19 protein-coding genes and 1 riboswitch are annotated in these 18,033 nt (G+C 71.1%); of the genes, 16 read left to right on the plus strand and 3 right to left on the minus strand.

The features are described from left to right. Nucleotides 1–17: 17 nt before the first annotated feature. Together FSW06_RS11245 and FSW06_RS11250 are read left to right on the plus strand one after the other, a co-directional pair. Nucleotides 18–512 (plus strand): hypothetical protein, encoded by a 495-nt coding sequence (locus FSW06_RS11245; RefSeq protein ID WP_010120426.1) that lies wholly within the window; start codon nucleotides 18–20, stop codon nucleotides 510–512. 23 nt (nucleotides 513–535) lie between these two features. Beyond that, entirely contained in the window at nucleotides 536–997 is a 462-nt protein-coding gene (locus FSW06_RS11250) for a DUF4265 domain-containing protein (protein ID WP_029449482.1), read from the plus strand. Between the two features lie 49 nt (nucleotides 998–1,046). Here FSW06_RS11250 and FSW06_RS11255 read toward each other — a convergent pair whose 3' ends face one another. Continuing rightward, complete coding sequence (locus FSW06_RS11255) at nucleotides 1,047–1,892, minus strand: trimeric intracellular cation channel family protein (protein WP_010120423.1); 846 nt, start codon at nucleotides 1,890–1,892, stop codon at nucleotides 1,047–1,049. 63 nt (nucleotides 1,893–1,955) lie between these two features. Here FSW06_RS11255 and FSW06_RS11260 point away from each other — a divergent pair, with 63 nt between their 5' ends. Genes FSW06_RS11260 through FSW06_RS11270 form a run of 3 tightly spaced genes read left to right on the plus strand, consistent with a single transcriptional unit; the run spans nucleotide 1,956 to nucleotide 4,039 of the window. After that, entirely contained in the window at nucleotides 1,956–2,864 is a 909-nt protein-coding gene (locus FSW06_RS11260) for a sulfurtransferase (protein ID WP_238525954.1), read from the plus strand. A gap of 45 nt (nucleotides 2,865–2,909) precedes the next feature. Beyond that, nucleotides 2,910–3,410, plus strand: coding sequence for a PTS sugar transporter subunit IIA (locus FSW06_RS11265; protein ID WP_010120419.1), 501 nt, complete (start codon nucleotides 2,910–2,912; stop codon nucleotides 3,408–3,410). 53 nt (nucleotides 3,411–3,463) lie between these two features. After that, nucleotides 3,464–4,039 carry a hypothetical protein gene (locus FSW06_RS11270; RefSeq protein WP_010120417.1) on the plus strand — a complete coding sequence of 192 codons (576 nt, stop codon included), beginning with the start codon at nucleotides 3,464–3,466 and terminating at the stop codon, nucleotides 4,037–4,039. Here FSW06_RS11270 and FSW06_RS11275 read toward each other — a convergent pair. Continuing rightward, nucleotides 3,953–4,852 carry an SDR family oxidoreductase gene (locus FSW06_RS11275; protein WP_010120415.1) on the minus strand — a complete coding sequence of 300 codons (900 nt, stop codon included), beginning with the start codon at nucleotides 4,850–4,852 and terminating at the stop codon, nucleotides 3,953–3,955. The genes FSW06_RS11270 and FSW06_RS11275 overlap by 87 nt on opposite strands. A 10-nt stretch (nucleotides 4,853–4,862) precedes the next feature. Next, the gene (locus FSW06_RS11280; protein WP_010120414.1) at nucleotides 4,863–5,423 is read right to left on the minus strand and encodes a hypothetical protein; all 561 of its coding nucleotides are present in this window, start codon (nucleotides 5,421–5,423) and stop codon (nucleotides 4,863–4,865) included. Nucleotides 5,424–5,518: 95 nt separating this feature from the next. Here FSW06_RS11280 and FSW06_RS11285 point away from each other — a divergent pair, with 95 nt between their 5' ends. From FSW06_RS11285 to FSW06_RS11340, 11 genes are all read left to right on the plus strand, one after another. Beyond that, a complete protein-coding gene (locus FSW06_RS11285; protein ID WP_010120412.1) occupies nucleotides 5,519–6,148 on the plus strand; it encodes a TetR/AcrR family transcriptional regulator in 630 nt (209 codons plus the stop codon). Between the two features lie 121 nt (nucleotides 6,149–6,269). After that, complete coding sequence (locus FSW06_RS11290) at nucleotides 6,270–6,914, plus strand: ABC transporter ATP-binding protein (RefSeq protein ID WP_010120410.1); 645 nt, start codon at nucleotides 6,270–6,272, stop codon at nucleotides 6,912–6,914. Continuing rightward, the gene (locus FSW06_RS11295; protein WP_010120408.1) at nucleotides 6,911–7,768 is read left to right on the plus strand and encodes a hypothetical protein; all 858 of its coding nucleotides are present in this window, start codon (nucleotides 6,911–6,913) and stop codon (nucleotides 7,766–7,768) included. The genes FSW06_RS11290 and FSW06_RS11295 overlap by 4 nt, the downstream gene beginning before the upstream one ends. A gap of 184 nt (nucleotides 7,769–7,952) precedes the next feature. After that, a riboswitch (glycine riboswitch) is annotated at nucleotides 7,953–8,079 on the plus strand. A 158-nt stretch (nucleotides 8,080–8,237) separates the two neighbouring features. After that, nucleotides 8,238–11,147, plus strand: coding sequence for an aminomethyl-transferring glycine dehydrogenase (gene gcvP / locus FSW06_RS11300; protein WP_010120406.1), 2,910 nt, complete (start codon nucleotides 8,238–8,240; stop codon nucleotides 11,145–11,147). Continuing rightward, complete coding sequence (gene gcvT, locus FSW06_RS11305) at nucleotides 11,140–12,324, plus strand: glycine cleavage system aminomethyltransferase GcvT (protein ID WP_010120404.1); 1,185 nt, start codon at nucleotides 11,140–11,142, stop codon at nucleotides 12,322–12,324. The genes gcvP and gcvT overlap by 8 nt, the downstream gene beginning before the upstream one ends. A gap of 30 nt (nucleotides 12,325–12,354) precedes the next feature. Beyond that, nucleotides 12,355–12,738, plus strand: a complete 384-nt coding sequence (gene gcvH / locus FSW06_RS11310; RefSeq protein ID WP_010120402.1) for a glycine cleavage system protein GcvH — start codon at nucleotides 12,355–12,357, stop codon at nucleotides 12,736–12,738. Nucleotides 12,739–12,781: 43 nt separating this feature from the next. After that, nucleotides 12,782–14,572, plus strand: coding sequence for a type III secretion system chaperone family protein (locus FSW06_RS11320; RefSeq protein WP_158005216.1), 1,791 nt, complete (start codon nucleotides 12,782–12,784; stop codon nucleotides 14,570–14,572). A 40-nt stretch (nucleotides 14,573–14,612) separates the two neighbouring features. After that, nucleotides 14,613–15,164 (plus strand): orotate phosphoribosyltransferase, encoded by a 552-nt coding sequence (gene pyrE / locus FSW06_RS11325; protein ID WP_010120397.1) that lies wholly within the window; start codon nucleotides 14,613–14,615, stop codon nucleotides 15,162–15,164. Nucleotides 15,165–15,370: 206 nt separating this feature from the next. After that, nucleotides 15,371–16,042: a lysoplasmalogenase gene (locus FSW06_RS11330; protein ID WP_010120395.1), complete on the plus strand. Its 672-nt coding sequence runs from the start codon at nucleotides 15,371–15,373 to the stop codon at nucleotides 16,040–16,042. Then, a complete protein-coding gene (locus tag FSW06_RS11335) occupies nucleotides 16,035–16,736 on the plus strand; it encodes a TrmH family RNA methyltransferase (protein WP_010120394.1) in 702 nt (233 codons plus the stop codon). The genes FSW06_RS11330 and FSW06_RS11335 overlap by 8 nt, the downstream gene beginning before the upstream one ends. 59 nt (nucleotides 16,737–16,795) lie before the next feature. Beyond that, the gene (locus FSW06_RS11340) at nucleotides 16,796–17,992 is read left to right on the plus strand and encodes a hypothetical protein (protein ID WP_010120393.1); all 1,197 of its coding nucleotides are present in this window, start codon (nucleotides 16,796–16,798) and stop codon (nucleotides 17,990–17,992) included. The last annotated feature ends 41 nt before the right edge of the window (nucleotides 17,993–18,033 follow it).

Raw genomic sequence — 18,033 nt, forward strand, 5'->3', positions numbered from 1 at the left:
CACAGGATGTGAGAACGATGTCCCTGTCCACCCGAGTGCTCACCGCCGTCGGCGCCGTCGCCTGCGGTGCGGCACTGGCCACCGGCAGCGCCGCCGCCGACGAGCCGGCGCCGGCACCGGAGCCTCAACCCGTGCCCGTCTACCAGATCCCCGCCACCGCCCTGACGGTCAACGGACTGGTCGTGCCCGGCGTCCACTTCGCCACCGTCACCGCCACCTCGACCGGTCCGGGGGAGGTGGGCATCTCCGCACCGACCTCACCGGAGGTCTGCGCGACCACCTACGTGAACAAGAACGTCCGGGTCGACTACTTCAGCCCGGCCACCGGCGCAGCCGGCAACGTAACCGTCGACCCGTGCCCGGATTCCGGGTTCGACACGGCCCCGGCCACCGCCGTAGCCACTCCCGGTTCCGGCCCGCTGGTCATGACGGTCTCTGTCGTGACCGTCGGTGACGGACCCTTCGCCGATCTGCCGGCCCTGCCCGGTGCGGGGACCTTCGTCGTGCCCTGACGTTCCGGCCTACGATGGCGGCGATGCAGAACTCCGGCCATGACTCCACCGCCACCACCGTCACCGTCCCCGTCGACGGGATCCCGGGGGTCGGATCGGAGACCCTCGCGGCGTCCTGCCTCGGCGGGGCGCGTTTCGTCGTGCGGTCGGTGCCGTGCGCGGCGACGGATGTCGCTCTCGGGGACATCGTCGAGTGCGTCACGGTCGACGGCCGCCCCCACCTCGACCGCGTCCTCGTGCGCGGCGGTGGGTCGACCCTGCGCATCGCGGTGGAGGACGACGATCCGCTGGTGTACCGCCGGATCGTCGAGGGCCTGACCGCCGCGGGGTGTGCCGTGGAGGCGGTCGGGGCGCGGATGCTCGCGGTCGGCGTGCCGGCGGACGCGCCGCGGGAAGGGCTCGACCTGCTGGTCGACCAGTGGCGGGAAGGCGGGTCGGTCCTCGTCGCCCCCGGCTACACGCATCCCGGCACCACGGGGAAATAGTCACCCTCGGGGGAACGTCCGGAGCGTCGGAACGTACCTCGGCCGGTGACTATTCCGAGTCGGTCCCGTCGCGGGGACCGGAGGTCCGGCCGAACCGGTCCCGCAGTCCCCGGCGCGCCGCCGCCCGTTCAGCCTTCCTCGCCTCGCGCTCCTCGCGTCGCCGCATCCGGAACCGGCGCCGCGCCATGTCGCGCGCCAGTGTCATCGGCTGCCGCAGTTTCGCCTGCGCCGCCCACGACAGATCCTGTGTCCCGGGGAGTTTCCAGCCCCGCCAGTAGGACAGGATCATCATCCCCGCGCCGAGCACCGGGGCGACGATCATGCCGACGAACAGCAGCGGGAAATCGCCGGCGACCCCGGACTCGTTCACCGAGTAGACGGCGACCATCAGTGCGGCGGTGAGCGCGGCCGGGGTGGCGTAGAGCGTCGCCCCGCCGAAGACCTCCGGCACCGAGCCGGTCAGCACGTCCCGGATCATGCCGCCGCCGACGACGGTGAGCACGCCGAGGAACAGTGCCGAGGACCACGGCAGCCCGTTGGCGAGGGCCTTCGTGGATCCGGTCGCGGCCCACACGCCGAGCACCACGGCGTCCCCGTGGACGCGGAAGATCTCCCAGCTCCGCGAGTTCATATGGATGGCCGTCGCCAGCAGGGCACCGAGCAGTGCCAGCCCGAAATAGCGCATGTCCTGCAGTGCGGCGGGTGGTCCGTTGTCGATGAGGACGTCGCGGATCATGCCGCCGCCGAGGGCGGTGATGATGGCGAGGAAGACGATGCCGACGATGTCGAAGTTGCGGGCCCGCGCGATCGTCGCGCCGATCATGCCGTAGAGCACCACACCGATGAGGTCGAGGGTGGCGTAGACCGTCCTCACCGACGGGTCGACGAAGTCCATGGCGACGAGGATAGCGGCCCGGACGGGCAGCGTCGGCCGCGGTGTGCTTCTAAGATGGCGCTCATGAGTCCATTCATCTCCGCCGACGCCCTGTACGCCGCCACCGCCCGCGGAGACCGCACGGTCATCCTCGACTCCCACTGGGAACCCGGTCGCAACTCGCCCGAGGGTTTCTCCGGCTACCCGGTCGACAACTCCTCCTGGGAGGCCTACCTGTCCCAGCACATCCCCGGATCGTTCTTCTGCGACCCGCAGCGCATGCTCGTCGGCACACCCGACCCGCGGGTGGGGCGCAACCCGCTGCCGGACCCCGCCCGGCTGCAGTACTTCTTCGACGAGTGGGGATTGAGCGCCGACGTCCCGGTGCGGATCTACGACGCCGGCCGCATGCTGTACGCCGCCCGCGCCTGGTGGGTGCTGCGCTGGGCGGGGCTCACCGACGTCAGCATCCTCGACGGCGGCACCGCGGCCTGGACCGCCGCCGGTGGGGACCTCGCCGCCGGGATCGGCTGTATGCGCGGCCACGGCCACGTCGACGTGGTGCCCGGGTCGATGCCCGTGCTGGAGATCGGGGACGTCGACGGGTGGCTGGCGGCGGGGAAGACCCTCCTCGACGTCCGTGGGGAGGGACGTTTCATCGGACGCCGTGAACCACTCGACCGCCGTGCCGGGCACATCCCCGGGGCGGTGAACATCCCGGTGGACCTGCTGCTCGGGTCGGCGACGGGCACCGCCACCGGGGAAGGGCATGTCCCGGCGCCGGAGACGGTCGCCGACCGGCTGGCGGGCCGCGGCATCACCTCCGGGGAGGATGTCGCCGTGTACTCCGGGTCCGGGGTGGACTCGGCCCTGTTCCTGGCACTGATGGAGCACGCCGGACTGCCCGGGGCGTCCCACTTCGTCGGTGGCTGGTCGCAGTGGGCGGCCGACCGCAGTCTGCCGGCCGCGCTGGGGAACGGGTCGGGGAAGTAGCGGCAAAACCCGGTGGGCCTGCGGGCACGCCCGTAAACTGTCACCATGAGAGACCCGGAGACCACCCTGGGGAGCCACACCGCACCCAACCAGATGACACTGGACATCATCACCCCGATGCCCGGCACCGTCGCCTCCCTCGACTCGGTGCCTGACCCGATCTTCGCCGCGGGGACGCTCGGCGGCGGCCTGGCTGTCGTCCCCGACCCGGACCGCGACCATGTCACACTGCGGGCGCCGGTGAGCGGCGTCCTGACCCGTCTGATGCCCCACTTCTTCGTCATCGTCACCGAATCCGGCGTTCCGGTGCTCACCCACCTGGGCGTCGACACCGGACGCCTCGACGGCCAGGGCTATTCGGTCCACGTGAAAGAGGGGCAGCATATCCGGGTGGGGCAGCGGGTGACCACCTACGCCCCGCGGGAACTGGCGCGTCTCGGCTTCGATCCGGTCGTCCCGGTCGTGGCGATGCGGATCGCCGCCGTCGAGGGGCGGATGGTCCCGGGTGAGCCGTGCGAGCCCGGCGACGTCCTGTTCCGGCTGTGACACTGTGACTCTGCGACACTCTGACCTGGTGACGCTGTGACACAATAGGAGCCATGCTCCGTCGCTTCACCACCCTGGCCACGGCCGTGCTGATGCTCGTCAGCGTGGTCTTCTTCACCGGCCGTGTGGACCCGGGCACGGGGGTATGGCTGTTCTACATCTACTTCTCGGTGAGTTTCTTCCTCCTGATCTCGGGGGTGCTCCTCACCGAACGCGACTACTTCGGTCCCCGCCGGCACCCGGTGAACCGGATGTTCGTGCTGCTCAGCTGGACCGGTGTCGGGGGGCTGCTGGTGCTGATGATTGAGATCGCGGTGCTCGATTCGGCGCATCTGTGGCTGTACGTCATCGCCAGCGTGGCCGTCCTCATCGGGGTGATGGGGTCGACGGTGGTGGCGGTCTCCGCCAGACCGTGGCGGGACCTGTTCTACTCGCGGCGGACGCCCGGCAGTGACGGGCCGGGCGACGGCCGCGGCGACGGGGCCGCTGCCCGGCAGGGTGCGGCGGGTGGATCACCGGTTCCGACCGCGCTGCCCGGCCGGTCAGATGCCGTGCCGACCGGCGATGATCCCGTGCATGGCGTCCCGCGGGAGCAGCCGGGCGGCGGGGAACGCCACCCCGGCGCTTGAGCCGGCGGCGTACAGCGGTTTCGGACGCCGCGACGTCACCGCCCGCATGATCTCGGCCGTCACCCGGTCGGCGTGGATCCCGGCACTCTCGTTGGCGTTGAGGTGGGTCAGCATCGTGTCGAATTCGTCGGCGTAGGGGCCGGACCGGTCGATGTAGACCGTCCGGCGCTGCGAGATGCCTGTGTCGATCGCGCCGGGCTCCATCACACTGACCCCGATACCGAAGGGGCGCAGTTCGCGGCGGGCGGAGAACCCGAAGGCCTTGACGGCGGCCTTCGAGGCGCCGTAGCTGCCGCGGTGGGCCAGCGGGAAGCTGCCCAGCATCGAGCCGACGAACACGACCCGGCCGCGGCCCTGTGCCCGCATGCCGGGCAGGACCTGCTGGGTGACCTCGACGTGGCCGAGGACGTTGACCTGGAACAGTCGCTCGAGTGCGTCGCGGGGGAGTTCCTCCAGCGGGCCGTTCTGCGATTCGCCGGCGTTGTTGACCAGCACGCTCACCGGCGGGCCGGCCTGCCCGGTGACGTCCACGCCGATGTCCGCCAGTTCCCCGGGCAGCCGGTCGATGCTCGCCGGGTCGCCGAGGTCGAGCGGGACCAGTTCGACGTGGTCCGGGGTGTTCGCGACGGCACCCGGCGACTGCGGGTCGCGGGAGGTTCCGATGACGCGGAAACCTGCGTCGACCAGGGCGGTGGCGGTGGCGGCGCCGATGCCGGAGGTGGCTCCGGTGACCAGGGCGACGTCGCCGGGGACGACCTGCGGCAGGGCGGGTGTGGTGAAGCGGGCGGTGAAGCGGGCGAAAGGATTCGGCATACCGTCATTGTTACCGGCGTTCGTCGGTCGTCGTGTGCGGTTTGCTGAACAGTTGCCACACCGGGCCGGTGGCCAACCAGACAGCCAGGATGATGCCGAGCGTGCCATACCAACCGCGCAGCGTGTCGGTCGCCTGTGCCTCGTACGCGGTGCCGTTGACGAGCAGGACGCAGATCTCCAGGATGACCGCCGCGAGTGCCGCGGCGAGCAGGGCGCGTCCGAAGTCGATGACCTCGGCGCGCAGTTTCCCGGACCAGCTGGTGGGACGGGGGTCGGGGACAGTCTCGTGGCGGACGCGCTGGCGGTACGTCCGGTCTGCCCAGGCGACCATGCGGCGTCCGAAGACGACGGAGAATCCGAGGTAGAGGGCGGCGATGCCGTGGGCGGCGCCGGGTTCTCCGCCGGTACGTAGGTCGGTGACGGTGAAGATGAGCAGCAGCAGGTCGACGACCGGGGTCGCTGCGAGCAGGACCAGGCCGACGTGGGGGAGGTTGAGTGGGTAGCGGGCGAGGAGCCCTGCGACGAGGAGGACCCAGAAGCCTACTTCGCAACTGATGATGGCGACAACCATGATGTTCTCCTTGTTGTAATACAACTGTGCTAGTCGGTGATCGCGATAGTAGCACGGTCGTGTCAGAGAGTGGAAGGGCGAATACAGTGGACCCCATGACCCGCCTCACCGCCGCCCGCCGACGCACCGACGCCCTCACCGCCGCCCGCCGACTCATCGTCGACCGGGGAATCGAGGCGGCGAGCGTCCGCAACGTCGCCGAGGAGGCCGGCATGTCCGCCGGATCACTGCGGCACATCTTCCCCTCCCATGACGACCTGTTCATCGCGCTGCTCGAGGACGCCGAAGCCACCACCCGGGCCCGGATCGCCGAGGTGGACCGGCGGACCCTCGCAGCCCGCGAGGCGGGACGTTCTGTGGACTTCCGACAGGTGGCTCTGGAGCTGCTGATGCAGATCGAACCGTTCGGTGGAGGGGGCGGTACCGGCGGTACCCGTTCGGAGCTTCTTGCCCAGCTGGCGGTGCTCACCGCGAACCCCGGCAACGGGCGGTTGGCCCGGATCCGCCGCCAGACCGGCGAAGCGATCGACGGGCTGTGCGCCGACGTGGTCCGGGGGTTGGCGGCGGCATCCGGAGTGTCCGTCGACGTGGCGGCGGGCGCCCTGGAACTCCGGCTGCTGGTGGACGGGATCGCGTTGCGCGCGCTGGAGAACCCCGACTTCGGGGAAGCAGATGCCAGCCGGATCCTCGCCGGTGCGCTCGACCGACTGGCGCCACGGCGCTGATGGTGCACGGTTGCGTCCGATACACATTCCGGCCGGACCGTGCCACGGATCGGCCGGAATGTGTATCCGTCGTCACGGCAGCGCAACCGATGCAACTGAGGCAACCGATACTGTGGAACATATGCTGTTCTCCTCCCCGGATATCTCTCCTGCTCTCAGAATCGACTGCATCTTCGGGCACACCGGTGAGATCGGCCAACTGACCACGGACGTCCTCCCGGGAGACGTCGTCGTCCTCACCGGACAGAACGGCGCCGGGAAGTCCACACTCATCGACACCCTCGCCGGGGAACTCGCGCCCTGCTCCGGGGAGGTCCGGGTCCGTCACCGCGGCGACGGCGTCCTGCTCGATCCCGCCGCGCCGGCGGCGGCCGGCACCGTCATCCGCATCGCGGACCCCACATTCTTCCCCGACCTCACCCTCGGGGAACACGTGGAAATCCTCGCCCGACGGACCGGCGTCACGAAGGACGCCCTGCTGGCGGACTCGGCGGCCTGGGAAGTGTGGGACCTGCCGGACACCCTGCCGTCGCGGCTCTCCAGCGGGCAACGGCAGCGCGCCCACCTGGGCCTCCAGCTCGCCGTCGTCGCGGTCACCGCCGCTCCCGTCGTGGTGCTCGATGAGCCGGAGCGCCATCTGGACGTCGCCTGGACCCGCGTACTCTGCGGTGAACTCCGGCGGGCGGGCTCCGGTGGCGCGGCAGTCGTCGTGGCGTCCCATTCACCGGCGGTCACCGAGGTGGCCGACCGGGTGGTCGCGCTGTGACCGCGGCAGTCATTCTCCGGGTCCTCTGCGCCCTCGCGGCACTCGTCATCCTCGTCACCGTCGCCGAGCGGATGTTCCCGCTGCGGTCGGTGGCCCGTGACCGGTGGGAGTGGGAGCTCCGCCCGGCCGGGCGGTTCCCCCGGATCGACCGCGCCGGGTGGGCGCAGGTCGCGGTGTTCACCGTGCTGGGAGCCGGTATCGGCGGGCTGCTGCGCCTGGCCGTGGGACTGTGCCGGCCACGTCGGCTGTCCGCGGTGCTCGCGAACGGGACCACGCGGGCGATGGCGACGGCCTCCCACCAGCTCTTCGACTCGGAGAGTGCGGCGGACATCTACGCCGCGACCTGGCTGCGGGACGCCCCGGTCCGCTCCCGGCGGATCAGGGGACCAGTGCTCCCGGCCCTGATGCTGCGCCGGATCCTCCGGCGGGGGTACATTCCGCTGCTGTCCGTGACCGTCGCGCTGGTGGCCGCGGCACTCGGCCCGGCGGCAGGGGCGTGGGGACGCGGCCTCCTCATCCTGTGTTGGGCGGTCCCGGCCGCTGCGGTGTGGCGGGCGACCCGGCTCCGTATCCCGGGGGAGGGGTGGTGGCGCGCGGCGCTCCTGACGGTTACCGCAGGCCTGGGCGCCGGGATGCTGCTGCTCACCGGGGTACCCGCGTCGCCGGTGCCGGCGGTGGCTGCGGCAGTGGTCACGGTGCTTGTCGGCGGACTGCTGCGGGGCCGCCCCCGCATCAACGACGACTTCGGCATCACGGAGACCGGACTGTTCAGCATCCCGACCGGGATGCTGGGCTACTGGGCATCGGGATGGATCGCGGTGGTGCCGGCGGTGGTCGCCGCGGTGACATGGTGACCCCGCCCACCTGTTCGCTGTGTGCCGCGCCACGGGTGCGGCTATACTGTCACCGCGCCTAACCGCGAGAACCACAACTTCATACGCCGCTCGCAACCGTGGTGGGAGAGGCCGGTGGAATTCCGGCCGCCGTAGGAGCAAACACCTCCCCGTCAGACACTCTCAGGCACCCGTACCGCCACAGTGAGGCAACTCTGGAAAGAGCAGGTCACCGTCGTCCGTGACCGGCCGCCGAAGGAGAAAGGCACCCTCGAAAGCACACCAGCGTGGTCATGCTGAAGCTCTCAGGCACCCTCGACAGAGTGGGGAGGACACCGTCCACCGCGTGGACGCCGTCACCGGTATGCCCGACAACAGGCATGTCCGGCACCGGCGACATCCGCGCCTGATTCTGTCCCCCGCCCCTCCATGCGAAGCATCACCGGAACTGCCGGCATCCGCCGCCGGTGACGCGTAGGAAGAAGAAGACATGGCAGCCCCCCATTACCAGCGGCACATCGGCCCGAACGCGGCCGATACCGCAGCCATCCTCGCGACCCTCGGCTACGAGTCCACGGCGGCCCTCGCCGCGGCCGCGGTCCCGGCGTCCATCGCCCAGACGGCCCCGATCGGTCTCGCCCCCGCCCTCAGCGAGCCGGAGGCCCTTGAGGCCCTCCACGGCTTCGCGTCGAAGAACACGCTGAAGAAGCAGCTCATCGGTGCCGGCTACTACGACACGGTCACCCCGGCGGTCATCCGCCGCAACATCGTGGAGAACCCGGGCTGGTACACCGCCTACACCCCGTACCAGCCGGAGATCTCCCAGGGCCGTCTCGAGGCCCTGCTGAACTTCCAGACCATGGTCGAGGATCTCACCGGCCTGCCGATCGCCAACGCCTCGCTGCTCGACGAGGCCACCGCCGTCGCCGAGGCCTCCCAGATGATGGCCCGCATCAACGCGAAGGTGGCGAAGAAGGGTGGCGTCGTCCTGCTGGACGAGGCCCTCCACGATTCCAGCCTCAACGTCACGCTCTCCCGCGCCGCCGCCGCGGACATCCCGGTGGTCATCACCGCGGTGGACGCCGCCACGGTCGCCGCCTACGAGGGCGAGATCGTCGGTGCTGTGATCTCGAACCCGGCCACCACCGGTGAGCTGCGCGAGGATCTCGCCGAGGTCATCGCCGCCGTCCACGACCGCGGTGGTCTGGTCACCGTCGCCGCCGACCTGCTGGCCCAGGTGCTCGTCCAGTCCCCGGGGGAGGCCGGTGCGGACATCGCCGTGGGCTCGGCCCAGCGGTTCGGCGTCCCGCTGTTCTTCGGTGGCCCGCACGCCGCCTTCCTGGCGTGCCGCACCGAGTACCAGCGCAAGATGCCGGGCCGTATCGTCGGCGTCTCCGTCGACGCCGACGGCACCCCGGCCTACCGCCTGGCGCTGCAGACCCGTGAGCAGCACATCCGCCGCGACAAGGCGACGTCGAACATCTGCACCGCCCAGGCGCTGCTCGCCGTCGTCGCCAGCTTCTACGCCGTGTGGCACGGTCCGGCCGGCCTGCGGGAGATCGCCTCGGGCATCCACGGCCGCGCCGTCGCCCTGGCCGTCGGCCTGACGGGCGAAGGCCTGACCCTGGCGTCCGACCTGTTCTTCGACACGGTCACCGCCGAGGTGGAGGACGCCGCCTCGGTCGTCGCCGCCGCCTGTGACGAGGGCTTCAACCTGCGGCTGGTGGACGGGACCCACGTGGGTGTCTCCGTCGGCGAATCGACCACCGACGAGGACATCGCCGCGCTGGTGCGCGTCATCGCCGGTGCCCACGTCGCGGTGGACACCACCTCGTTCGACGCCACGGAGGGCCCGCTGTCGGGCATCCTGCGCACCGACGACATCCTCACCCACCCGGTGTTCCACTCCGTGTCCTCCGAGACCCAGATGATGCGCTACATGCGCCGTCTGGCCGACCGGGACCTGGCGCTGGACCGCACGATGATCCCGCTGGGCTCCTGCACCATGAAGCTCAACGCGGCGATCTCGATGGAGCCGATCACCTGGCCGGAGTTCGCCGGGATCCACCCGCTGGTGCCCGAGGACCAGGCCACCGGCTGGCTCGAGCTCATCGCCGACCTGGAGGACCGGCTGGCGAAGATCACCGGGTACGCCGCGGTCTCCGTGCAGCCCAACGCCGGGTCGCAGGGTGAGTTCGCCGGCCTGCTGGCGATCCGCCGCTACCACCTGTCCCGCGGGGACGACCAGCGCACGCTGGTCCTCATCCCGGCGTCCGCCCACGGCACCAACGCCGCCTCCGCCGCCCTGGCGGGTCTGAAGGTCGTCGGTGTGAAGAACGCCGACGACGGTTCCATCGACGTCGACGACCTCGACGCGAAGATCGCGAAGTACGGCGACAGGATCGCCGGCATCATGATCACCTACCCGTCGACGCACGGCGTGTTCGAGGCCCAGGTCGGCGAGGTGTGCGCGAAGGTGCACGCCGCCGGCGGCCAGGTGTACATCGACGGGGCGAACCTCAACGCCCTGGTCGGTCTGGCGCAGCCGGGTGACTTCGGCGGCGACGTCAGCCACCTGAACCTGCACAAGACCTTCACCATCCCCCACGGTGGCGGTGGCCCGGGTGTCGGCCCGGTGTGTGTCGCCGAGCACCTCATCCCGTTCCTGCCGTCCGACCCGTGGAGCGACCCGACGGTCGCCCCGGCGGTCGACGAGGGTCGCCCGGTCTCCGCGGCGGTGCACGGTTCCGCCGGCGTCCTGCCGATCTCCTGGACCTACATCGCGATGATGGGTGACGAGGGCCTGACCGAGGCGTCCCGGATGGCGCTGGTCAACGCGAACTACATCTCCCGCCGGCTCGCCGACGTCATCCCCACGCTCTACACCGGGGACCACGGCCTCGTCGGCCACGAGTGCATCCTCGACCTGCGTGAGCTGACCAAGCAGTCCGGCGTGACCGCGGCGGACGTGTCCAAGCGGCTCATGGACTTCGGTTTCCACGCCCCGACGCTGGCCTTCCCGGTCGCCGGGACGCTGATGGTCGAGCCCACCGAGTCGGAGGACAAGGGCGAGCTGGACCGCTTCATCACCGCGATGACCACCATCCGCGCCGAGATCGACGAGATCATCGCCGGGGACGTCGCCGTGGAGGACTCGGTGCTGCGCCACGCACCGTTCACCGCCGAGTCCGTCGTCCGCGACGATTTCGAGACGGCCGTCTCCGGCGGTCACTTCTCCCGCGAGAAGGCCGTGTTCCCGGTAGCCTCGCTGCGCCGCGACAAGTACTTCCCCGCCACCCGCCGCATCGACGACGCCTACGGCGACCGCAACCTGGTCTGCTCCTGCCCGCCGCTGTCCGCCTTCGATATCGAAGAGAACACCGAGGAGAACAATGAGTAAGGAAACCGCACTCCACGCCGTCCACGAGGCGCTCGGCGCCCGGTTCACCGACTTCGGCGGCTGGGACATGCCGCTGAAGTACGGCAAGGAGCTCGAGGAGCACCGCGCCGTCCGCGAGGCCGTGGGCGTCTTCGACCTGTCCCACATGGGCGAGGTCCGGGTCACCGGGCCGGACGCCGCCGCCTACCTCGACCACGCGCTGATCTCCCGGATCTCCGCGGTGAAGATCGGCAAGGCGAAGTACTCGATGATCTGCACTGAGGACGGCGGCATCATCGACGACCTCATCACCTACCACCTCGGCGAGGACGACTACCTCGTCATCCCGAACGCCGGCAACGCCCCGGCCGTGTTCGCCGCGCTCACCGAGCGCGCCGCCGACTTCGACGTCACCGTCACCGACCGGACCGACGAGGTCTCCCTCATCGCCGTGCAGGGCCCGAAGGCCGCCGACGTGATGCTGCAGATCATCGACGAGGTCACCGACGCCCCGGAGGCCTCCGGGGCGTCCTCCGACGACAACTCCGTCGCCGCCGCGGTCGCCGGTCTCGGCTACTACGCCGCCTTCGCGGGCACCATCGCCGGGGTCCCGGCGCTCATCGCCCGCACCGGCTACACCGGTGAGGACGGCTTCGAGATCTTCGTCGATAACGGCGCCGACGGCGCCGCCCCGAAGGCCGTGTGGGATGCCGTGCTCGCCGCGGGCGAGCGTGACGGCGTCCTGCCGTGCGGTCTCGCCGCCCGCGACACGCTGCGCCTGGAGGCCGGCATGCCGTTGTACGGCAACGAGCTGTCCCGCGAGCTCACCCCGGTGGACGCCGGGCTCGGTGTGCTCGCCGCGACGAAGTCCAAGGACGAGTTCGTCGGGCGGGACGCCATCCTCGCCGCCAAGGAGAAGGGCACCACCCAGATCCGCATCGGCCTGGTCGGGGAGGGGAAGCGCGCCGCCCGCGGCGGGTACCCGATCCTCGACGCCGACGGCAACCGGCTGGGCGAGGTCACCTCCGGTGCCCTGTCGCCGACCCTGGGCTACCCGGTGGCGATGGGCTACGTCACCACCGACGCGGCGGCGGAGGGCGGTGCCGCCGCCGAGGGTGCGACCGTCACCGTGGACATCCGCGGCAAGGCCTACCCCTACACCGTTGTCGCGCTGCCGTTCTACAGCCGCGAAAAGTAAGCTCGACCCGAACCGACTGAGGAGAAAACCATGACTGCACTTCCCACTGACCGCCTGTACTCCGAGGAGCACGAGTGGGTGAACTCGACCGACATCAACGCCGGTGACACCGTCCGTGTCGGCATCACCCACATCGCCGCCGAGGCACTCGGCGAGATCGTCTTCGTCGAACTGCCGGAGGTCGGCACCGAGATCGAGGCCGGTGAGCCCTACGGTGAGGTCGAGTCGACCAAGTCCGTCTCGGACATCTACGCCCCGGTCTCCGGCGAGATCACCGCGGTCAACGAGGGTCTCGAGGACAACGCGGGCGTCATCAACGAGGACCCCTACGAGGCCGGCTGGCTGTACGAGGTGAAGGTCACCGAGGCCGGCGAACTGCTGGACCACGAGGCCTACGCCGCCGACAACCAGTGACCTCCGGTCGGGAGGACCTGTCCGGTCCTCCACTATGCTGTGCATGATGCCTGTCGCCGTCCTCACCATCGTGCTCGGGCTCGCGTTGCTGATCTTCGCCGCGGGCCTGTTCCTGCGTGCCTCGAAGAAGTCCGGTCCGTCCGGAGCAGCAGAGCCGACCGGCTCACCGGACGCCACCGCCGTCCCCGCCCCCGGCCCGGTGGCCGGGCGGTGGTCACGGTCGGTGCCGTCGGTACCGGAACCGCTGCCGGACGGGGATCCGGTCCCGGTCACCGGCGGAGCTGACCGGGGGATTCCGGACGCCGGTACCACCGGCACCGGAGACGCCGCAGTCGCCGGCCCGGCGGATCCGGTCCCGGATGCGGATCCGGTGCCGGCCCCTGCGGCTGAACCGGAACCGGTCGCGGCCGCCCGTGAACCGGCCCCTGAAGCGGCCCCGGCGCCGACGTCCGAACCGGCCCCGGCGGCTCCGGCAGCACCGGCACCGTCCGGGCACACCAGCCTCGCGGGGCGCCGTGCCCGACGTCAGTGGGCCGCCGCCCACGGCTTCGAGTACACGCGGGAGGACCGCTACCTCACCCCGGAATGGCCGGTGAGCCTGCTCCACCAGATCTCCCCGGACCGGGTGGATCCGCCCGCCCGGGATCTCGTCTCGGGCTTCGTCGACGGTCACCAGGTCCACATCGCCGACGTGGCGGGGACGACCCTGGTGGCCCTGCGCCGGTCCGAGTCCTCCCCGGTCGACGTCCACTTCACGACGGTCGCGGCGATGCCGGCGGGGATGCGGCACTCCGAACTGTGCGACTGCCCGCCGTTCACCGGTTACTCCACCGACAACCGGGCACTCGACCGGATGCTGGACGCCCGGGTGACCGGCACCCTCCGTGACCTCGCCCCCTACGCCTGCGACGTGGTGTTCTCCGGCGCGTGGCTCGTCGCCCAGTTGAGTGGCCGGGCCGAAGCCGAGGTCTCGGAGCGGATGCTGCCGCAGCTCGCCCTGCTCGGGGACGCCGCGCGGGTGCTCCCGCCCCGGGTGACGAGCACGGAACTCGCCATGCCGACGGCCGATCCCACCCGGCCCCGTCCGGCCTCCGGTGCACATGTCGACCTCGCCGCCGGTGGTTCCGGCGACAGTGCTGACGGCGCTGACGGCGCTGACGGTGCCGGAAACGCGGCCGGTGCACCGGGCACCGCCGGGTCCCCGCAGCAGCCCGCCGCCCGCGGGCATCTCCGCGCGGTCCCCGATGCCCCGCAGCCGGACACAAGTCCGGACAGCGCTCCGGACACAGTGCAGCCGGCGGAGGCCGCCGCGGAGGAACCGTCGCCGTCGGTGCATGTCAACCGGCCCACGGAACCGGTGGATTTCCCCACCCGCTCGGAGGCGCGGAACTTCGGCGACACGTCCGGGATGTCGGATGCCGCCGCGGATCTCTGGAATCCGGACGAGACCCAGGAGGGCATCCCGGTCGTCGGCGACGACGACGCCCGGCCCCGGCAGGGCCGGGGTGCCCACACAGCTGATCCGTCGTCGGATGCGCCCCGTATCGTCCGCGGCTACAGCGAGGCCACGATCTTCACCGACGGCAGCGACGACAGCGACGGCAGCGACGGCACTGACGGCGGCGATGCCGACGGTTCCGGTGTCGGCGGGTGGGCCGGGGACATCCCGGAACTGAGCGCCCCGCAGGGCCGGCACCGCGCCCCGGACGCCCGTCACTCCGACGGTTCCGACGACGGCGAGGACAATGACGAGGTCGTGGACGCCGAGATCGTCGACCCGGACGACCTCCATGACCCTGACAACCCCGGCAACCGCGGCAGCGCCGACGACTGACCGCAACACTTCTGACAATCCACATCGAAAGGCACGTCCCATGAGCACCCCCACCGTCAACGCCGAGAAGCTGCACCGCCTCGCCGAGCTGGTCACCGAACTCTCCGTCGTCCGCGGGAAAGTCATCCTGTCCTCGGGGAAGGAGGCGGACTACTACGTCGACCTGCGGCGCGCGACCCTGCACCGGGAGTCCGCGCGGCTGATCGGGGAACTGCTCCGTGAGCTCACCGCCGACTGGGACTATGTCGCCGTCGGTGGCCTGACCCTCGGCGCCGACCCGGTCGCCACCTCCGTCATGCACACCGGCGAGGGTGTGGACGCCTTCGTCGTGCGCAAGGAGGCCAAGAAGCACGGCATGCAGCGTCGGATCGAGGGGCCGGACATCGAGGGCAAGCGCGTGCTGGTCGTCGAGGACACGACCACCACCGGGAACTCCCCGCTCACCGCGGTCGCCGCCGTGCGGGAGGCGGGCGCCACGGTCGTGGGTGTCGCCACCGTCGTGGACCGGGCGACCGGGGCGAAGGACGTCATCGAGGCCGAGGGTGTGGAGTACCGCAGCCTGCTGGGCCTGGCGGACCTCGGCCTCGCCTGAGAACCCCGCCCGACCCTGCCCCCGCCTGACCCCGCCTGACCGTTCCTCCGCCCCCTCCGCCCCCGCGCCCCGGTTTTTCACACCTCCGCCGGCGGAACTGGTCGGCGGGAAACGCTCTGACCTGCATGTCTCATACAGTGGGCAGCGCCGGAGGTGTGAAAAACCGGGGACGCCCCGGGACACCCGGCAAACCGAGAGGATGGACCGTGAAGAAGCTCTACCTCGCCGCCGGTGCGGTCTCCGTCGCCGCCGCCGCGGCCGGACGCCGTGGTGACCGCCTCACCCGGCTGGTGAAACCCGCACTCATGCCGCTGCTCGCCGCCGCGGTCCCGGGGGTGCGGCGGTCCCCCGTCCTGCTCGCCGGTCTCGCCGGAGGCTGGCTCGGCGACGTCATCCTCATGGGGGCGGCCGGACGCAGCGACGACCCGTCGGTACGCGCCCGGAACCTCAACCGGGGCTCCGCCGCGTTCGCCGTCAACCAGGCGGCCTACATCACCCGCCTGTGGTCGCAGGGGCACCGCCCGACGCGGACCGCCGTCGCACTGCGCCTGCCCGTGCTGGTTTCGGGGATCGTGACCGCGGCGACCGGTGCCCGGTCCGCGCTGCCCGCCGCCGTCGGCTACGGGTCCCTGCTCGCCACCACCTCCACCCTCGCCGCCGACGAGGGGGAGACCACGCCGGCGGCGGTGGGCGGCAGCCTGTTCGTCCTCTCGGACGGGCTCATCCTCGCCCGGCAGGCTTTCCTCACCGGCGACCGGCCGCTGGTCCGGGTCCTCGACGGCGTGGCGGACGGCCTGGTCATGGCGACCTATGTCGCGGCCCAGCTGCTGCTCGTCGAGGCCGTCGCCGGCACCCCGGGGGAGCGTCCCCGTGACTGAGCGGACCGCACCGCAGGAGCCGAAACCGGGCAGGGGGCCGACGGAGTGGTTCGAGCACCCGGTGGGGGTCGGCCCGTGGGAGCAGGAGCACCCGGGCCTCCCGGATCCGCTGACCGGTCCGGACGCCGACCGCTACGATCCGGCGCTGCTGGCCGAGGGTGACCGGCGCAATGTCGTGGACGCCTACCGGTACTGGCGGCAGGAGGCGATCGTCGCCGACATTGACACCCGCCGCCACGCGCTGCACATCGCCATCGAGAACTTCGGCAACGACTCGAACATCGGCACCGTCGTGCGGACCGCCAACGCCTTCGCCGTCGACACGGTCCACATCGTCGGCCGGAAGCGGTGGAACCGGCGTGGCGCGATGGTGACCGACCGCTACCAGCATCTGCTGCACCATCCGGACACCCCCTCGGTGACGGCCTACGCCGCCGCGCACGGCCTGACGGTCGTGGCGGTGGACAACACGCCCGGCTCGGTGCCGTTGGAGACCGCCGAGCTGCCGGAACGCTGCCTGCTGCTGTTCGGTCAGGAGGGTCCGGGGGTGACCCCGGAGGCGCAGGAGGCGGCGGCCATGACCGTGTCCATCGCACAGTTCGGCTCCACCCGGTCGATCAACGCGGGCGTGGCCGCCGGCATCGCCATGCACACCTGGATCCGGCAGCACGCGGACCTGCGCGACGCCTGGTAGCTGCGGTGTGAGCGGCAGCGGGAACAGCAGCGGGACCGCCGCCCGGTAGGCTGGCGCGCATGGAAGAACGCTGGGACCACCGCGCCGATCTGGCCGAGCAGGCCGTCGAGGAACGACACTGCAGCCGACTGTGGGCGATCCCGCGGACCAACCTGGCGGTCGTCTCCTGGCCGCCGACGACCCGTGACAAGCTCTTCTACCACTGGCACATCGACTGGCAGGCCCAGTACCTCGACTGCCAGGCGGACGCCGCCGAGCGACGCTCCCGGAAATCGCGGCTGAGCATGATCCGCCGGACCGTGCGTGCGGTGCGGATCCGGAATCTGGGGCCGCTGCCGAAGTACACCGACTACGACGACAAGGCGTGGCTGACCCTCGCCCTGCAACGGGTGCACCACCTGGAGCGCTACGGGAAGGTCCGGTACCTGCACGGACTGCAGGAGAACATCTTCGCCGGGGTGGACGATCTCACCGGCGTTCTGCCGTGGACGCCGGGGGACACCTACTACAACGTCCCCACCAACGGTCCGGTCGCGGTCCTGGCGGCCCGGTCGGGGCGTCCGGAACTGGCTGCGCAGCTGCTCAACTGGATATACACCCACCTGGTGGACGCCGACGGGCTCATCACCGACGGGCTGCGGATGACGCTCTCCGGGCCGGAGCGGGTGGACGAGATCCGGGCGGCGAACCAGGGCATCGTGCTCGGCGCCCTGGTGGAGATCGCCCGGGCGCGGCGCGCCGATGCCGGGGTCGCCGATGCCGCGGTGGACGAGACGGGGATGACGGCCATCACCCGGGTCCACCACCTGGTGGAGAGCATTTCGCGGCACATGACCACTCCCGGGGGTGTCATCGACTGGCACGCCGACGGCGGTGACCACGGCCTGTCGAAGGGGATCCTGGCCCGGTACCTGGCGCTGGTCGCCACCGACCTGCCCAGCGACGACCGGCTGAGCCGGTCGACCCGTCGGCTGGCACGGCGGCTGGTGCTGCGCTCGGCGGAATCGGTGTGGCACCACCGTCTGGAGATGGACGGCCTGCCGGTGTTCCCCGCCGGTTGGGCGCAGGACGCCGTCCTGCCGCAGTCGGGCAGCCCGCTCGGCGCCGTGCTGGCGGGGCACCCCGGGGCGGCGGACATCCCGGAGCGGGACCTGTCGGTCCAGCTGTCGGGGTGGATGCTCATGGAGGCGGCGGCGAAAGTCTCCGTCCTTCCGGGGGGAGGACCGGACACGACAGGCGGGTCGGACAGCGCGTAGCGCGGTGGTGGGGGCATACTGGGGGAGACCACGCGACCCCT

Source organism: Corynebacterium nuruki S6-4 (assembly GCF_007970465.1).
Taxonomy (GTDB): domain Bacteria; phylum Actinomycetota; class Actinomycetes; order Mycobacteriales; family Mycobacteriaceae; genus Corynebacterium; species Corynebacterium nuruki.